Origin of the sequence: Candidatus Pelagibacter sp. HIMB1593 (assembly GCF_052047755.1) — a bacterium.
GTDB lineage: Bacteria > Pseudomonadota > Alphaproteobacteria > Pelagibacterales > Pelagibacteraceae > Pelagibacter.
Map to the genome: position 1 here is coordinate 523,345 of NZ_JBNAJK010000001.1, position 15,568 is coordinate 538,912.

General features: G+C 29.0%; 15 protein-coding genes, 2 tRNA genes and 1 other RNA gene. 10 read left to right on the forward strand and 8 right to left on the reverse strand.

Annotated features, from left to right (window positions below):
• Nucleotide 1 precedes the first annotated feature (1 nt).
• Genes ACTTA0_RS02695 through ACTTA0_RS02705 form a run of 3 tightly spaced genes read left to right on the forward strand, consistent with a single transcriptional unit; the run spans nucleotide 2 to nucleotide 2,209 of the window.
• Nucleotides 2–418: a hypothetical protein gene (locus ACTTA0_RS02695; protein WP_440652930.1), complete on the forward strand. Its 417-nt coding sequence runs from the start codon at nucleotides 2–4 to the stop codon at nucleotides 416–418.
• Nucleotides 415–1,536, forward strand: coding sequence for a DegT/DnrJ/EryC1/StrS family aminotransferase (locus tag ACTTA0_RS02700; protein ID WP_440675971.1), 1,122 nt, complete (start codon nucleotides 415–417; stop codon nucleotides 1,534–1,536). The genes ACTTA0_RS02695 and ACTTA0_RS02700 overlap by 4 nt, the downstream gene beginning before the upstream one ends.
• 25 nt (nucleotides 1,537–1,561) lie before the next feature.
• A complete protein-coding gene (locus ACTTA0_RS02705; RefSeq protein WP_440618853.1) occupies nucleotides 1,562–2,209 on the forward strand; it encodes a prepilin-type N-terminal cleavage/methylation domain-containing protein in 648 nt (215 codons plus the stop codon).
• Nucleotides 2,210–2,241: 32 nt separating this feature from the next.
• On the opposite strand, the gene ACTTA0_RS02710 is transcribed toward ACTTA0_RS02705, so the two are convergent.
• The 5 genes from ACTTA0_RS02710 to carA all read right to left on the reverse strand — a co-directional run bounded on the left by ACTTA0_RS02710 (nucleotide 2,242) and on the right by carA (nucleotide 7,726).
• Complete coding sequence (locus ACTTA0_RS02710) at nucleotides 2,242–2,544, reverse strand: STAS domain-containing protein (RefSeq protein ID WP_440618851.1); 303 nt, start codon at nucleotides 2,542–2,544, stop codon at nucleotides 2,242–2,244.
• A gap of 99 nt (nucleotides 2,545–2,643) precedes the next feature.
• Entirely contained in the window at nucleotides 2,644–2,856 is a 213-nt protein-coding gene (locus ACTTA0_RS02715; protein WP_440675973.1) for a hypothetical protein, read from the reverse strand.
• 3 nt (nucleotides 2,857–2,859) lie between these two features.
• Nucleotides 2,860–3,246: a hypothetical protein gene (locus ACTTA0_RS02720; protein ID WP_440675975.1), complete on the reverse strand. Its 387-nt coding sequence runs from the start codon at nucleotides 3,244–3,246 to the stop codon at nucleotides 2,860–2,862.
• Between the two features lie 87 nt (nucleotides 3,247–3,333).
• A complete protein-coding gene (carB, locus tag ACTTA0_RS02725) occupies nucleotides 3,334–6,552 on the reverse strand; it encodes a carbamoyl-phosphate synthase large subunit (protein WP_440675976.1) in 3,219 nt (1,072 codons plus the stop codon).
• On the reverse strand, nucleotides 6,530–7,726 hold the full coding sequence (carA, locus tag ACTTA0_RS02730; RefSeq protein ID WP_440675977.1) for a glutamine-hydrolyzing carbamoyl-phosphate synthase small subunit: 1,197 nt from the start codon (nucleotides 7,724–7,726) through the stop codon (nucleotides 6,530–6,532). Before carA ends, carB begins: the two co-directional genes overlap by 23 nt.
• A 128-nt stretch (nucleotides 7,727–7,854) precedes the next feature.
• Here carA and ACTTA0_RS02735 point away from each other — a divergent pair, with 128 nt between their 5' ends.
• From ACTTA0_RS02735 to ACTTA0_RS02755, 5 genes are all read left to right on the forward strand, one after another.
• Entirely contained in the window at nucleotides 7,855–8,316 is a 462-nt protein-coding gene (locus tag ACTTA0_RS02735) for a GatB/YqeY domain-containing protein (RefSeq protein WP_440675978.1), read from the forward strand.
• The gene (gene dnaG, locus ACTTA0_RS02740; RefSeq protein ID WP_440675980.1) at nucleotides 8,316–10,091 is read left to right on the forward strand and encodes a DNA primase; all 1,776 of its coding nucleotides are present in this window, start codon (nucleotides 8,316–8,318) and stop codon (nucleotides 10,089–10,091) included. Before ACTTA0_RS02735 ends, dnaG begins: the two co-directional genes overlap by 1 nt.
• A 65-nt stretch (nucleotides 10,092–10,156) precedes the next feature.
• Complete coding sequence (gene rpoD, locus ACTTA0_RS02745; RefSeq protein WP_440675981.1) at nucleotides 10,157–11,980, forward strand: RNA polymerase sigma factor RpoD; 1,824 nt, start codon at nucleotides 10,157–10,159, stop codon at nucleotides 11,978–11,980.
• A 3-nt stretch (nucleotides 11,981–11,983) separates the two neighbouring features.
• Nucleotides 11,984–12,058: transfer RNA gene (locus ACTTA0_RS02750), tRNA-Val, on the forward strand.
• 58 nt (nucleotides 12,059–12,116) lie between these two features.
• A tRNA-Ile gene (locus tag ACTTA0_RS02755) sits at nucleotides 12,117–12,193 on the forward strand.
• A gap of 3 nt (nucleotides 12,194–12,196) precedes the next feature.
• Here ACTTA0_RS02755 and ACTTA0_RS02760 read toward each other — a convergent pair.
• From ACTTA0_RS02760 to ACTTA0_RS02770, 3 genes are read right to left on the reverse strand one after another with little or no spacing between them, the layout of a single operon-like run.
• Nucleotides 12,197–12,667 (reverse strand): hypothetical protein, encoded by a 471-nt coding sequence (locus tag ACTTA0_RS02760; RefSeq protein ID WP_440675983.1) that lies wholly within the window; start codon nucleotides 12,665–12,667, stop codon nucleotides 12,197–12,199.
• 5 nt (nucleotides 12,668–12,672) lie between these two features.
• Nucleotides 12,673–13,257, reverse strand: coding sequence for an MlaC/ttg2D family ABC transporter substrate-binding protein (locus ACTTA0_RS02765; RefSeq protein ID WP_440675985.1), 585 nt, complete (start codon nucleotides 13,255–13,257; stop codon nucleotides 12,673–12,675).
• A gap of 13 nt (nucleotides 13,258–13,270) precedes the next feature.
• Nucleotides 13,271–14,077, reverse strand: coding sequence for an MlaA family lipoprotein (locus tag ACTTA0_RS02770; protein ID WP_440675987.1), 807 nt, complete (start codon nucleotides 14,075–14,077; stop codon nucleotides 13,271–13,273).
• Nucleotides 14,078–14,178: 101 nt separating this feature from the next.
• Here ACTTA0_RS02770 and ACTTA0_RS02775 point away from each other — a divergent pair, with 101 nt between their 5' ends.
• Nucleotides 14,179–14,910 (forward strand): N-acetylmuramoyl-L-alanine amidase, encoded by a 732-nt coding sequence (locus ACTTA0_RS02775; RefSeq protein WP_440675989.1) that lies wholly within the window; start codon nucleotides 14,179–14,181, stop codon nucleotides 14,908–14,910.
• A gap of 41 nt (nucleotides 14,911–14,951) precedes the next feature.
• Nucleotides 14,952–15,308, forward strand: an RNA gene (rnpB, locus tag ACTTA0_RS02780) — RNase P RNA component class A.
• Nucleotides 15,309–15,568 lie beyond the last annotated feature (260 nt).

Sequence of the window (15,568 nt, forward strand, 5' to 3'; positions counted from 1 at the left end):
AATGTATTTTAAAATTCAAAATATAAAAATTGGTAGAGAAACTGTTGCTAAGGTTTTTAAGTATAAAAAGACAAAATTTAAAGGAATTGAATTTTTCACTCCAAAATTAGAAAATTTCCAGATTGGTTTAATGAATCATCCAAAAAATCATGTGATTAACCCTCATTTTCATATTAATAGAAAAAAAACAATTAAGCATATGTCTGAATTGTTAATTATATATTCAGGTAAATTGAAAGTTTATTTTTATAATAAAAACAAAAGTAGAGCCAAAAGTTTGATTTTAAATAAAAAAGACATGATTTTACTTATTTCAGGAGGTCATGGTTTTAAGGTTTTAGAAAAAGTAGAAATGCTTGAAATAAAACAAGGTCCATTTTTAGGTGATCAAGATAAAATTAGATTAAAAAAACTTTGAAAAAATTCATCCCAGTAAATGAACCGTTGATTACAAATTCTGATGTTTTGTCAGTTAGTAAAGTTATGAAGAGTGGTTGGATTTCTTCAGAGGGCCCCAATGTCAAATTGTTTGAAAAAAAATTTGCTAAATATATTGGTCACAAAAATGCTGTTGCTGTTTCAAGTGGTACGGCGGCATTAGAAGTAGCTATTAAATCATTGAATTTGAAAAAAGGAGATGAGGTTATTGCTCCAAACTTTACAATAATTTCAAGTACATTAGCTGTGATAAAAGAGGGTTTAAAGGTTAAATTTATAGATTGTGATTTATATGATTGGAATATGAATTTGGATAAAACAATCAAATCAATAACAAAAAAAACAAAAGCAATAATTGCAACCCATATTTATAATTTCCCTTTTAGAATTGATATACTCAAAAAGATTTGTGAAAAAAAAAATATAATCTTAATTGAAGATACTGCAGAAGTTTTAGGTCAAAAAATATTTAATAAAAAATGTGGCAGTTTTGGAGATATTAGCACTTTCAGTTTTTATGCAAATAAGCAAATTACTACGGGGGAGGGTGGAATGATAACTACCAATAACTCAAAGTTAGCTGAAAAAATGAAAAGTTTAAGGAACCTAGCATTTGGAAAAAAAGATAGATTTAATCATGATGAAATTGGTTGGAATTATAGAATGTCCAACATTCAGGCAACTCTAGGTTTGAGTCAATTAAAAAGAATTAATCAAATAATTAAAATACGTCACTCAAATGGAAAGAGATTTTTTCTAAATTTATCTAAAAATAAAAATATCTATATTCCAAAACCTAAAAATGCTTATTCAAAAAATATTTATTGGGTTATTGGCTTATTGATTATGAATAAATCTTTAAAGATTGATTCACAAAAAATTTCTAAAAAATTAAGTGAATATGGAATTGGGACACGACCATTTTTTTGGCCAATGCATAAACAAAAAATTTTAAAGAATCTTAATTTAAGTAAATCAAAAAATTTTAAAAATTCAGAATATTTGAGTAAATATGGGTTTTATTTACCTTCTGGTTTAACTTTAAAAAATAAAGAAATTGACTATATCTGTGGTGTTGTAAATAAAATCTTAAAATAAAAACTGTGAGTCAAATTAATTTTAAATGAAAATCCAAGAAGGTTTCTCTCTGGTTGAACTTTTAGTTGTGGTCGCAATTATTGGTGTGTTAGCAGGTGTCGGCGTTGTTGGCTATCAAAGTTATGTAGATTCAACTAGATTAAAAGTATTAGAGCAAAATTATACAACAATTACAAAATATATGGACACAGAAACTATTATTATTCAAAATGACCTTGGAAGTGCAACTCCTGAATATGATGACGGTGGTAATTTAACAGGTGACATGGTTAATTCTGATACCACTTGTAAACAATTCTTAATTTCAATGAAAAATTATTTCTTAGGCGGTGGAACAGATAATTCTAAATTTAAGAATCCATGGAAACCCAACAAAACAAGTATTACAATTGATAATGAAGCTTGGGGTAATCATAAACGAGGTCAAATTCAAATGTTCTGTTATAAATCTACAGGAGGATATGGTTCAGGTGGTGGTTGTCCGATGGCAAAAGCTAGATTTAGAGTGATCATACATAGAGATACAGGGGACTATTCACATAAATCAATTGGCGGTAAATATTTTGGTAGTAGTGCTGCAGATGGTCAAGCAGACTGTGGTTGGAACTTATCAGATCATGGTGCATGGCATACAGGTGCAGACGCTATTGATACTGACGCAGATTACGATTAATAGACGAGAGTTTAAACTTAAAATATTTAATATTAATTCTCGATGTCAAAAAAACTTGTTAGTTTTGCAAGTTTCAAAACTGAAACTACAGCTTCGCTAGGTTTAACTATTTTAAATTCTTTACTACCTTCCCCAGCTCTTTGTTTACTTTCAATAAGTACTGCAATTCCTGAACTATCAATATAATTTACAGCACTCATATCAACTGATACAGCTTTATTGTCATCTAGAGCTCCGTGTACTTGTTGTCTTAAATTTCCAGAATTTTCTAGATCTATTTCACCACTGACTGTTATTATCAGAACATCATTTTCAGTTTTTTCTGGATAACTCATGATTTGAATATAATCAGAGTAAACACGTAGTCAACAAAATCATTAAACTTAAATCTTGTTGGTGACAGTAAATATTGAATTTAATTTAAATAATTAAGGCTAAGAATAGCTAGCAGCAATTAATGCAATTGCAGAAACAGTGGATAAAAAATAGATTAGTTTCTTCTTCTTCTTCTCTTTCCCATTAATCTTGTTCATCATTTCTTCATAGCTTAATTTAGCGTTAAATTCATTATTCTCTAAATAAGCTTTAGGTACCACCACATCATTTATTTTTTTATTTTTTAAAATTATATGTTGAATATTGTTCATAATTTAAATTTTCGCAGAAAGCTCAATTAATTCTTTGAGAATTATTTCATTATTTTCTAAATTTTTTTTTCTCCATTCTTGAGAAACATAAATTTTTGAATTGTCTCTAATTAACCAATTTAACTTGATTAATTCTGAAACTTTTCTTCTAACAGTTTCTCTTGGAAGACCAAGACTTCTTGAAATTAAATTAATACTTGCTCCATTTGAAGTAGAGCAAAAAACCTCATTTTCACAAATTAGATTTTCATTTGTGAAATTTTTTAAATTAATTCTGCTTACTAATTTTAATATTTGAGGGTAATAAGATCTGTCACCAAAGTCTGATATATCTTTTGTATATATTGAAGCGACTAATTCTTCGATTATTTTGTAATTTTGTAAATGCATGAAGTGACCTTTTACCCAAATTGGGTTTTTTTTAAAATAAAATTTATATTATTATCTATGCTTAATATATAATTTTTCTATATATATTTATTGTATAGCCTGAACTTCTAGTTTTTTAGTTTTCAATGATTTGATTGCTTCTAAACATGCCAAAGCAGTGGACATATTTGTACAGTATGGAACTTTATTTTTAAGAGTTGCTCTTCGAAGTGCAATAGCATCATTTAATCTGTGCTCACTGTTTCCACCACCAGTATTAATTACAAGTGCAATTTGATTTGAGTCTAAAACATCTACAATGTGAGGACTACCACTGCTCACCTTGTTAATAATTTTACATTTCATGTCATGTTTTTGAATATATTCAGCAGTACCTTTTGTTGCACATAATTTGAAGTTAAGCTTTATTAGCTGTCTTGCTAAATCAATACCTTCATCTTTGTGGGAGTCTTTTAGAGATATAAATGCCAAACCATTTATGGGTAATGAGTTTGCTGCTGCAATTTGACTTTTAGCAAAAGCCATTCCAAAATCTTTATCAAATCCCATCACTTCGCCTGTAGACTTCATCTCAGGTCCTAAAAGTAAATCACTATTTGGAAACTTATTAAAAGGAAATACAGCTTCTTTAACTGCGTACATTCCTTTTGATTTATCTTTAAGATTAAAATTAGAAAGCTTTTCACCCGCCATTATTCTTGATGCAATCTTTGCAAGTGGTATTCCTTTTGCTTTTGATACAAATGGTACAGTTCTGCTAGCACGAGGATTGACTTCAATAATATAAATTTCATCTTTCTTGACTGCATATTGAATATTCATAAAACCTTTTACTTTAAGTGCTAAGGCAAGTTTTTTTGTTTGATTTTCAATTTCTTTAATTAGATATGGTTTAATAGATACTGGTGGCAAACTACATGCTGAGTCCCCAGAATGAATTCCTGCTTCTTCAATATGTTGCATGACGCCTGCTACATAAACATCTTTACCATCAGAGATAGCATCCACATCAACTTCCATTGCATGATCTAGAAATTTATCAATTAGAATTGGATTGTCTTCTGCAGCTTTAAATGCTTCTTCAACAAAGTTTTTTAACTGACTTTTTTCATGAACAATCTCCATTGCTCTTCCACCAAGAACATATGAAGGCCTAACTACTAGTGGTAAACCAATTTTTTCTGATATTTTGATTGCTTCCTTAAATGTCTTTGCAATTCCACTATCTGCTTGTTTTAAATTTAATTTAATTAATAAATTTCTAAATTGATCTCTATCCTCTGCTAAATCTATTGAGTTATATTGTGTTCCTAAAATTGGAAGTTTGTTATCATTTAAAAATTTAGCAAGCTTTATTGGAGTTTGTCCTCCAAACTGAGCAATAACACCTATTAGATTTCCTTTTTCTTGCTCCTTTTTAATAATGTTAAATACATACTCTTCTTTCAAGGGTTCAAAATATAACCGATCACTTGTGTCATAATCTGTAGATACAGTTTCAGGGTTACAATTAACCATGATGGTCTCAAAACCTGCATATTTCAAAGAAAAACTTGCCTGACAACAACAATAATCAAACTCAATCCCTTGGCCTATTCTGTTAGGTCCACCACCTAGAATTATTATTTTCTTTCTACTTGATGGATCTGCCTCACACTCGGAATTTATTGAGAAATTTCTTTGATAAGTTGAATACATGTAAGGTGTAAACGATTTAAATTCGGCAGCACACGTATCAACTTTTTTGTATACAGGCAGTACTTTTAAAGCTGTTCTTTTTCTTCTTATTATATCTTCTGATGAATTAGTAAGTTCAGCTAATTTTTTGTCTGAAAAACCAATAGATTTAATTCTATTAAATTCATTATAATCTTTTGGAAGACCTCTTTTTTTAATAACTAACTCGTTATCAACAATTTCTTTGATTTGTCCTAAGAACCAAGGATCAATTTTAGATAAACTATATATTCTTTTTAAGCTAATTTTTTTTCTTAAAGCCTCCGCAACAAGAAGCATTTTGTTAGGAATATGCTCTTTAAGTTTTTTTTCGATTTGTTTTTTACTTAGATTGAATATTTGGTCGAAACCAGAAAAACCAGTTTCTAAAGAAACCAATGCTTTTTGAACAGACTCCTTGAAGTTTCTCCCAATAGCCATTGCCTCTCCAACAGATTTCATTGAGGTACCTAAAGTTGCTGGCGATGTAGAAAATTTTTCAAAAGTAAACCTTGGTATTTTAGTTACTACATAATCAATACTTGGTTCAAAAGAAGCAGGTGTTACTTTTGTGATCTCATTTTTAAGTTCGTCTAATGTATAACCAACTGCGAGCTTAGCCGCTACTTTTGCAATTGGAAACCCAGTTGCTTTAGATGCAAGTGCTGATGATCTAGATACTCTTGGATTCATTTCAATAACAACCATTCGTCCATTTTTTGGATTGATTGCAAATTGAACATTGGATCCACCTGTCTCAACTCCAATTTTTCTTAAACATGCAATAGAGGCATTTCTCATAATTTGATATTCTTTATCAGTAAGAGTTAAAGCTGGAGCAACAGTTACAGAATCTCCTGTGTGAATTCCCATCGGATCAATATTTTCTATTGAGCAAATGATGATACAGTTGTCTTTTTTATCTCTTACAACTTCCATCTCAAATTCTTTCCAACCCTCTAAACACTCTTCTACAAGAACCTGGCTAACTGGTGACTCGTGTAATCCATTTTTTATAATTTTAAGATATTCTTTTTTATTCTTTGCTATTCCACCACCTAGACCACCTAGGGTAAATGCAGGTCTAATGATTGCAGGCAAACCAATTTTATTTAGAACTTTAGAAGCTTGATTGATATTATTAACAATCTCAGATTTTGGTAAATCTAAACCAATATCAATCATATTTTTTCTAAATTTCTTTCGATCTTCAGCATTAGAAATTGCTTTAGAATTTGCGCCAATAAGTTCTATTTTGTATTTTTTTAATATCCCTTTTTTCTCTGCCTCCATTGCAAGGTTAAGAGCAGTTTGGCCTCCCATCGTTGGAAGAATTGCATCTGGTTTTTCTTTTATAATAATTTTTTCTAGAACCTCTAATGAGATGGGTTCTATGTAAGTTTTATCTGCAACATCAGGATCGGTCATGATTGTTGCAGGGTTAGAATTAATTAAAACAACTTTATAACCTTCATCTTTTAAAGCTTTACAAGCTTGTGTTCCTGAATAATCAAACTCACATGCTTGGCCAATAATAATTGGACCAGCACCTACTACTAATATTTTTTTAAGATCTTTTCTTTTTGGCATTTTTTTTCATATTGTTAATAAATTCTTGAAATAAATAGACACTGTCTTGAGGTCCTGGATTAGACTCGGGGTGATATTGAACTGAAAATACGGGTTTATTTTTTAACTTAATACCCTCAATACTATTATCAAATAATGATTTATGAGTGACTTGAATATTTTTTGGTAAAGTTTCTTTAACAACTTCAAAGCCATGGTTTTGACTAGTGATCTCTACATTGTCATGAATTAAATTTTTTACAGGATGATTTGCACCTCTGTGACCTAACTTCATTTTTTTTGTTTTACCACCAAGCGCTAAAGCGAGTATCTGGTGACCTAAACAAATACCAAATATTGGAATGTTTTTTTTAATAAGGTTTTTAATTATATTTATCGCATACTTTCCTGTAGCAGCTGGATCTCCAGGACCGTTTGATAAAAATATTCCATTTGGTTTAAGACTTAAAATTTTTTCAGCAGATGCTTTGCAATGTACTACTGTCACTTTGCAATTAAAATCAGAAAAATATCTTAAAATATTTTTTTTGATTCCATAATCTATTGCAACGACATGAAATTGATTTTTCTTATTTTTTACAAATCCATCTTTCTTTTTCCAAGTTTTAAAACCCTTCCAAATATAATTTTTTGGAGTTGATACTTCTTTAGCAAGATCTAGATTTTTTAACCCACTCCATTTTAAAGTCGTGTTTGTTAGTTTACTTATATTGAATTTTTGTTTTTTTGAGAAAGCAATCGTTCCTTTTGGTGCTCCTTTATCTCTAATAAAATTAGTTAAACTTCTAGTATCTAGACCAGTGAGACCAACAATGTTGTTTTTCTTAAGCCATGCATCTAAATGTAAAAAAGCTCTATAGTTTGATGGATCAGTAATTTCTGAATTAAAAATTACTCCTCTAGTCCATATTTTGTCAGACTCTATATCTTCCCTGTTGGTACCTACATTTCCAATGTGTGGAAACGTAAAATTGATAATTTGACCAGCATACGATGGATCTGAGATTATTTCCTGGTAACCAGTTAAAGAAGTATTAAAACACACTTCTCCAGTTGCCTCACCCTCGTAGCCAATACCAATTCCTTTAAATACTTTCTTATTTTCAAGAACTAAAATGCCTGTATTAATTTTATGATTATTTTTTGAGTTTATTTTTTTTGAATTTTTGATCAATTACAACTCATGAGTTAAAGGTTAATACAATAATTGCTTTATTATCGCAACAGAGATGTATTATAAAATTGTAAAAAAACAATTTTTCTTTTGAACAATTTTTTCTTTGAAGTAGATTAAAAAAAATTATGTCTTTAAAGAACACTATCGAAAACGAATATAAAAATGCTCTAAAATTGAAAGATAAAAATAAAATATCAACCTACAGGTTAATTTTATCTTCTATTAAAGATTTAGACATCGCTAATCGCTCTGGGCCTGACAAAAAAGATACAGATGATGAAGATATTAAAAAGCTTCTTAAAAAAATGGTTAAACAAAGAGCCGAATCTATTGAGATTTATAAAAAAAATAACAGAACAGATCTGTTAGAAGTTGAACAAAATGAATATGATATTTTAACTAGTTTTCTGCCAAAACAAATGAGTGAAGAGGACACAAAAAAACTATGCGCTGAATTAATCTCAAAATTAGGTGCTAGTTCGATTAAAGATATGGGTAAAATAATGGGTGAGTTAAAGAAATCTCATTCTGATGAAATTGATTTTTCTAAAGCTGGATCAATAATTAAGGAATTATTGAATAGTTAATGAAATACCCCAAAGAGTATTTAGATGAAATTAAGACACGGTTGAAAGTGTCTACCGTTGTTTCAAAAACAGTTTCATTAAAAAAAAGAGGTAAAGAATTTGTAGGTTTGTCTCCATTTAAAAACGAAAAAACACCTTCATTTACAGTTAATGATGAAAAAGAATTTTATCATTGTTTTGCTACTTCAGAACATGGAAATATTTTTGATTTTATAATGAAAACTCAAAATTTAAAGTTTGGAGAAGCCGTTAAGCATTTGGCGCAACTAGCTGGCATGCAACCTTATTTGTTTTCAAAAAAAGATGAAGAAAGAGAAAAAAAGTGGAATGAATATAAATCAATCTTTAATGAATATGTTGATTTTTATCACAATGAATTAATTAAAAATGAACAACATTCAAATGCTAGAGAATATTTAAAAAATCGATCTTTAAGTAAAGAAAACGTAAAAAAATTTAAAATTGGATACGTGGAAAAAAATCCAAGTATATTTGAGCAATTTAAAAATAAATATAGCGAACAAACCTTAGTTGAAACTGGATTGTTTTATTTAGATGAAAAAAAGAAAATTTATGTCGAAAGATTTAGAGGAAGATTAATTTTTCCAATTAATAATATAACTGGTCAACCAATTGGTTTAGGTGGAAGAATAATAGAAAACCTAGATTATCTTGCAAAATATATTAACTCACCTGAAACTTTATTTTTTAAAAAAGGATCAAACTTATACAATCTAGATTTAGCTAGAAAATTATCAAATAAATTAGATCATATTTATTTGGTTGAAGGTTATATGGATGTTGTTGGGTTAAGTAAAAATGGAATTGATAATGCTGTTGCAAATCTTGGTACCTCACTAACTGATAAACAAATTCAAATTCTTAATCAATTTTTTGATGATATAATTATTTGCTTTGATGGTGATGAAAGTGGTTATAAAGCAGCATTAAGAGCTGCAGAAAATTCAATTAAAGAATTAAAACCAGAAAAACAAATTTCATTCTTATTTTTACCAAATAAAGAAGATCCCGATAGTTATGTGAATAAAAATGGAAAAGCTAATTTCATAGAATTCACCAAACAATCTAAGTTATCAATTCATCAATTTATTTTTAGTCACTATAAAAAACAAACTGAAAACAACCCTTCTTCGATGGCTATTTTTGAAAAAAAATTAAGAGATGTAGCAAATACTATTAAGGACGATTACATAAAAAAATATGTATTAGAATATTTTTTAGAGAAAATCGCAGAATTAACTCCTCATTCTAATCAAAAAAATAAAAAAAATTATAAGAAACCAACCAAATCTTTAGATGCTACAAAGAAGTATTATAATGAAAGCCAGTCTTTATCTGGAGTTGAGCTTAAAGAATTTTCATTAATTTATTTGGTAATTAATAACTTAAATTTAATGCAATCAAATATTCATTTAATTGAAAATATTAAATTATTTACTGAAATTAATAAAAAAATCTTTAATCAAATAATCGAAGTTTTAAAATCTGAAAATGAAATAGCTATTCAGGACTTACATTTGGATAGTCAGATAATCGAAAAAATAAATAAATTTGCGCCAATAAAATATATTTTAAAAAATAATTCTGAACATGAAGAAAAAATCATTGAATTACTTGAAGATATTTCACGAGATTTAATGAATTATGATCTTGAGTTTAGAATTCAAGAGTTAGAATCGAAGTTCTCAGTCGATATGAGCGAGAGCATATTTAATGAGCTAAAAGAGCTCAAAAAAAAGCAGAATCTCAATTAATCTGGACAAATTTGTAATGGATTTTTACAGATTTGACATTATATAAGACTTTCAACTTTATCGCTGTGGAAAGAATTATTACAAAATCATTTGCTAGATTAATGGGTCGTGGAACCCATAGAGGTTTTATAACATATGAAGAACTTAGCAAATCATTAGGTAAAAGAAATTTATCAGATGAAAATCTTGCTCAAGCTTTTATTCATATTTTAGATGAAAATATTTCATTAGTTGAAAAAAAATCAGATTTTAAAGTTCTTAGAAAAAAAGAAAATTCAAATAAAGAAGAAGGCAAAACAATCGAAAAAAGTGATGATCCTATTAGAATGTATTTGCGTGAAATGGGAGGTGTTGAGTTACTTTCAAGAGAAGGAGAAATTGCAATTGCAAAAAGAATAGAGGCTGGAAAAGATGTAATGTTAATTGCATTGTCACAAAGTCCAATAACAGCACAACAATTTTTTGAGTGGAATGAAAAACTTCAAAAAGATGAAATATTAGTTCGAGAAATTATAGATATCGATACAAACTATATGGAAGATGAGTCAACAGGTCCAAGCGCTAAACAAAAAAATGCTGGTGAAACAGATAAAGAAGATGGTTCTTCAGATGAAGATGATGATTTTAATCCTACTCTTGCCGCAATGGAGACGGAAATTAAACCTAAAGTATTAAAAACAGTAAATACATTAACTAAAGAATATACAAAACTAATTAAGTATCAGAAAGAAAAGCTAGATTGTGTTTTAAATTCCCAAAACTTTACACCTGCAAAGGAAAAAGGTTATGAAAAAATTGTAAATGATATTTTAGAAAATATTAAATCTCTTCAGCTTTCTCCATCAGTATTAGAAGAACTTGTTCAAAAACATTATGTTGAGAATAAAAAAATTATTTCTTTAGAAGGAAATCTTTTAAGACTTGCAATGGATCAAAAAATACCAAGAAATGAATTTATAAAATTTTATGTTGGAAATGAAATAAATCCAAATCTTAAAAAATTCTTGGATACAAATTTAGTCTGGAAGCAATTTTTTGCAAAAAATAAAGAAGAATTTAAAAATATCAGAGAAAGACTTATTGAAATAAGTCACAAACTTGGAATTTCAGTTACTGATTTTAAAAAATTAGTCAGTAGAATTCAAAAAGGAGAAAAAGAATCCAGAATAGCAAAAAAAGAGATGGTTGAAGCTAATCTTAGATTGGTGATTTCAATAGCTAAAAAATATACAAATAGAGGATTGCAATTTTTAGATTTAATTCAAGAGGGTAATATTGGTTTGATGAAAGCAGTTGATAAGTTTGAGTATAGAAGAGGATATAAATTTTCTACTTATGCAACATGGTGGATCAGACAAGCAATTACTAGATCAATTGCAGACCAAGCAAGAACAATTCGTATACCTGTTCACATGATTGAAACTATAAACAAAATTGTCAGAACTCAAAGATTAATACTTAGTGAGTTTGGAAGAGAAGCAACTCCAGAAGAGTTGTCACAAAAATTAAGAATGCCGTTAGACAAAGTTAGAAAAGTATTAAAAATTTCTAAAGAACCAGTTTCTCTTGAGAAACCAGTTGGTGACGAAGAAGATAGTAGTTTAGGAGACTTTATCGAAGATACAAAAGCTTTAGCTCCATTAGAGCAAGCTATTAAATCTAACCTTGGGGAGGCAACTACAAAAATTTTATCTACCTTAACCCCAAGAGAGGAAAGAGTATTAAGAATGAGATTTGGTGTAGGTATGAATACCGATCACACTTTAGAGGAAGTAGGTTTACAGTTTTCTGTAACAAGGGAAAGAATTAGACAGATCGAGGCCAAAGCTCTCAGAAAATTAAAGCACCCAAGTAGATCTAAACAACTAAAAAGTTTCTTAGAAAGTTAGATTGGGCCGTTAGCTCAATAGTAGAGTACTGCATTGACATTGCAGGGGTAGTTGGAGCGTAACCAACACGGCCCACCATTATTGATTTATCTTTAATTGATAACTTGATAAAAATGATATAACTAACAAATGTTTTGGGCCTGTAGCTCAGTTGGTTAGAGCAGTACACTCATAATGTATTGGTCCCAGGTTCGAGTCCTGGCGGGCCCACCAAATTTATTTTTTTGATATTCCAGCAAGTTTTTGCAAAAGATATATTTCTTTTTCAGTTAAGCCCTTTTTATTTAATTCAGCAATAATTTCTTTTTTAAGATTTTTTGAAGCTAAAAATGAAATAATTCCAATTGAAGATGTAAGTAATGTAATCAAGAAATTTGAAAAAGTGACGAATATTGAAAAAAAAGAGACTATAAACCAAAAGAATATTAGACCTATAACAATAATTTTTTGACTTTTTAAATCTTTTATTTTTAACAAAAAAAGAAACATGGAAGTTATAAGCATTAAAATTCCTGAAATTATAAACCACAAAATAATTGAAATATTAGAGGTGCTACCACCTACAAAAGTATCTTCTAATGCTTCATTAACAAAGTATAAAATTATACCTTTATACAAAGCATAAATTAAAAAAGCCGAAGAGGTTAACGCTGAAATTAATAATATTGATTTGGTTGTAATTTTCAAACCAATTAACTATTTGAAAACTCTTTTAGTTTTAAAATTAATGCATTGATATCACCATCAGCACTCAGGATAATAGAGTTAAATTCTTCTTTTTGAGTTCTAGCTAAACTCAAACCTTCAATAATTAGATCTCTAATTAAAGGTTGATCTTTGTTTTTAGTGTATACTCTCCAATCTATTTTAACAGCAGGTCTTTTATCTGTAGCAGCGAGTGTACTTGAAACTATTGTATAGTTTTCATTAATTTTATTTTTTGAATCAACATTTATTATTGGATTAGAATATTCAGCCAATCTACTTGAAAAACTTTGTAAAAAATATTCTCTAAATGCTTTTTCATACTCAATTTTTTGATCATCAGATGCGTTTTTTCTGTGTGACCCTAATGAATAAAAACCTATACCTCTTATATCAACAGTATCTAATGCAATTTTTTTTAATTCATCCATCCTTTCTTCTTTTGTAAGACCACCACCAAGAGTTTCAGCAGCTCTATTTACTGTCGACTGCACAAAGACATCTGCCTCCATAGAGAAAGAGTTTGTAAAATTAAAGTTTAATAACAATAATAAGATAATTATTTTCTTCATATTTTTAGATTAGTTATTTTTTTGTTTCAATTTCTTCCCAGCCATCATCATCTTCGTATATGACTTCTACGTTTCCTTGTTGTATATTTTTAATTTTATTTTCTCTATCTTGTATATATAAACTTCTTACTGATGCATAAAAATCTATAGAATTTTTCTCAAGGTTTTCAAAAGATTCAATATTATTTGCTCTAAACTCAATACCAGTGATCGCTTTTGATGCAATATAAGCACCCTCACTTAAAAACTCATTGTTTCCATGTACTGAGGCATTGTACCAAGGATCTCCACCCATTATATTTGCAAAAGATCCTGTCGTGTCTCTAATAGTAGAGGGACCTAGAACTGGAAGCACTAAATAACAACCTGGGCCGAAGCCCCATTTACCAAGAGTTTGACCATAATCCTCTTTTACATATTTAGGAAAACCCATTTTGTTTGCTACATCTATGGTTCCCAATAATCCAACAGTTGTATTAACTGCTAATCGAGCTGTATTTATAATTGCAGTCTTAACGTCTCCTTGCAATACATTATTAGGGATAGTAATTAGAGTAGATAAATTTCTTACTGCATTAGAAGTTCCTTTTTGAACTTTATCTGGCAATTTTCTATATCCTTTTGCTATTGGTTTAATTACTGCTTTATCAAGACCTTGATTAAAAGAAAATGTTGCTCTGTTTAGTTTTTCAAAACAATCTTTAGTATCTTGAGTTTCAGATTTATTGTTATTTAAAGCTATCTCGCCATCAGAACCTGCATTAGCATTAAATGCAATTAAGAATAGAGAAAATAGTATGATGGTCAGTTTTTTTAACATTCGAGTTTATATTATATAAAATTTAATATTAAAGTAGAATTAAATTTCAAAAGTGACGATAAATTGTTAATAAATAGCCTAAATTTGTACCCAAATTGAGTATGAAAATAATACTAAATTATTCTCCAAATTTTGATCCTAAAAGAAGAAAAATAAGTGAAATAAAATTCATAGTTTTTCACTACACTGGAATGAAATCCGAAAAAAAAGCAATAGACAAATTATTAGATCAAAACTCTAAAGTTAGCTGTCATTATTTAATTAAAAATAATGGAGATATTATAAAAATGGTACCTGAAACTTTTCAAGCTTGGCACGCAGGAATTTCTAGTTGGAAAAAATTTAAATCTTTAAATAAAAACTCTATAGGTATTGAAATAACTAATCCTGGTCATGAATTTAAATATAAAGAATTTTCAAAAAAACAAATTTCCTCATTAATAAAGCTCACAAAGTATTTAGTTAAAAAGTTTAAAATTAATTCAAAATCAATATTAGGTCATTCAGATATAGCACCAGATAGAAAGCTAGACCCTGGTGAGAAATTTCCATGGGCATTTTTATCAAAAAATAAAATTGGAACTTGGCATGATTTAAATCCAAACAAAATAAAAAAAGAAAGAGGATTAAAAATTTCAACTAAATTGAAATTAAAATTTACAAATAATCTTTTTAAACTTGGTTATCCCAGAAGGTTAAAAATAAACAAAAATAAATATAATAAAATTATCACATTTGCATTTCAGAGAAGATTCAGGCAAGAACTAGTAAATGGTAAAATTGATAAAGAATGTTTATTAATAAGCGAAAACCTAATAAAAAAGCTTAATTAATTTGTCTTGTAATTTTTAAGTTTAATAATAAGTTCACCATGCCAGATAAACGACTTATCGCTTTAATTTATTTTAAAGAGGAAAGTCCGGGCTCTACAAGGACACAGTGCCAGGTAATGCCTGGCGGGGGAGACCCTAGGGATAGTGCCACAGAAAATATACCGCCATAACATGGCAAGGGTGAAAAGGTGTGGTAAGAGCACACCGGTTCTATTGGTAACAATGAACGCTGGAAAACCCCACTGGGAGCAAGACTAAGTAGAGATGACATTGTTGCAAAACTAAAAGCCGTCCTTGGCTAGTCATCAGGGTTAGTTGCTTGAGCTTAAGAGTGATCTTAAGCCTAGACAAATGATAGGTTTAAATGACAGAACCCGGCTTATAGTTTATCTGGCACTTCACAGTTTAAAAAACGAAAAAACAAAATATCAATAGAATTATCTTTATAGCTAGAAGCATAAATGTAAATTGAGCTTTAATAAGCACCCTTATTATCTCAGCAAACAAATAAATGATAGGGCTCGCCAATTTCAAACCATTATTTTAAATTTTTCCTGAAAAAATGACTTTAATTGAGCACAGAATCAATGTTTGACTATCATTTTAAATACCCATATATTCCCATATATTCCCATTTATGGAATTTATAAAATTAAAA

Coding starts and splice junctions, on each gene's coding strand:
- ACTTA0_RS02705 (WP_440618853.1), top strand. CDS start 1,562: ATGAAAATCCAAGAAGGTTTCTCTCTGGTTGAACTTTTAGTTGTGGTC.
- ACTTA0_RS02735 (WP_440675978.1), top strand. CDS start 7,855: ATGTCTTTAAAGAACACTATCGAAAACGAATATAAAAATGCTCTAAAA.
- carB (WP_440675976.1), bottom strand. CDS start 6,552: ATGCCAAAAAGAAAAGATCTTAAAAAAATATTAGTAGTAGGTGCTGGT.
- ACTTA0_RS02770 (WP_440675987.1), bottom strand. CDS start 14,077: ATGTTAAAAAAACTGACCATCATACTATTTTCTCTATTCTTAATTGCA.
- ACTTA0_RS02720 (WP_440675975.1), bottom strand. CDS start 3,246: ATGCATTTACAAAATTACAAAATAATCGAAGAATTAGTCGCTTCAATA.
- ACTTA0_RS02695 (WP_440652930.1), top strand. CDS start 2: ATGTATTTTAAAATTCAAAATATAAAAATTGGTAGAGAAACTGTTGCT.
- ACTTA0_RS02710 (WP_440618851.1), bottom strand. CDS start 2,544: ATGAGTTATCCAGAAAAAACTGAAAATGATGTTCTGATAATAACAGTC.
- ACTTA0_RS02775 (WP_440675989.1), top strand. CDS start 14,179: ATGAAAATAATACTAAATTATTCTCCAAATTTTGATCCTAAAAGAAGA.
- ACTTA0_RS02765 (WP_440675985.1), bottom strand. CDS start 13,257: ATGAAGAAAATAATTATCTTATTATTGTTATTAAACTTTAATTTTACA.
- ACTTA0_RS02715 (WP_440675973.1), bottom strand. CDS start 2,856: ATGAACAATATTCAACATATAATTTTAAAAAATAAAAAAATAAATGAT.
- dnaG (WP_440675980.1), top strand. CDS start 8,316: ATGAAATACCCCAAAGAGTATTTAGATGAAATTAAGACACGGTTGAAA.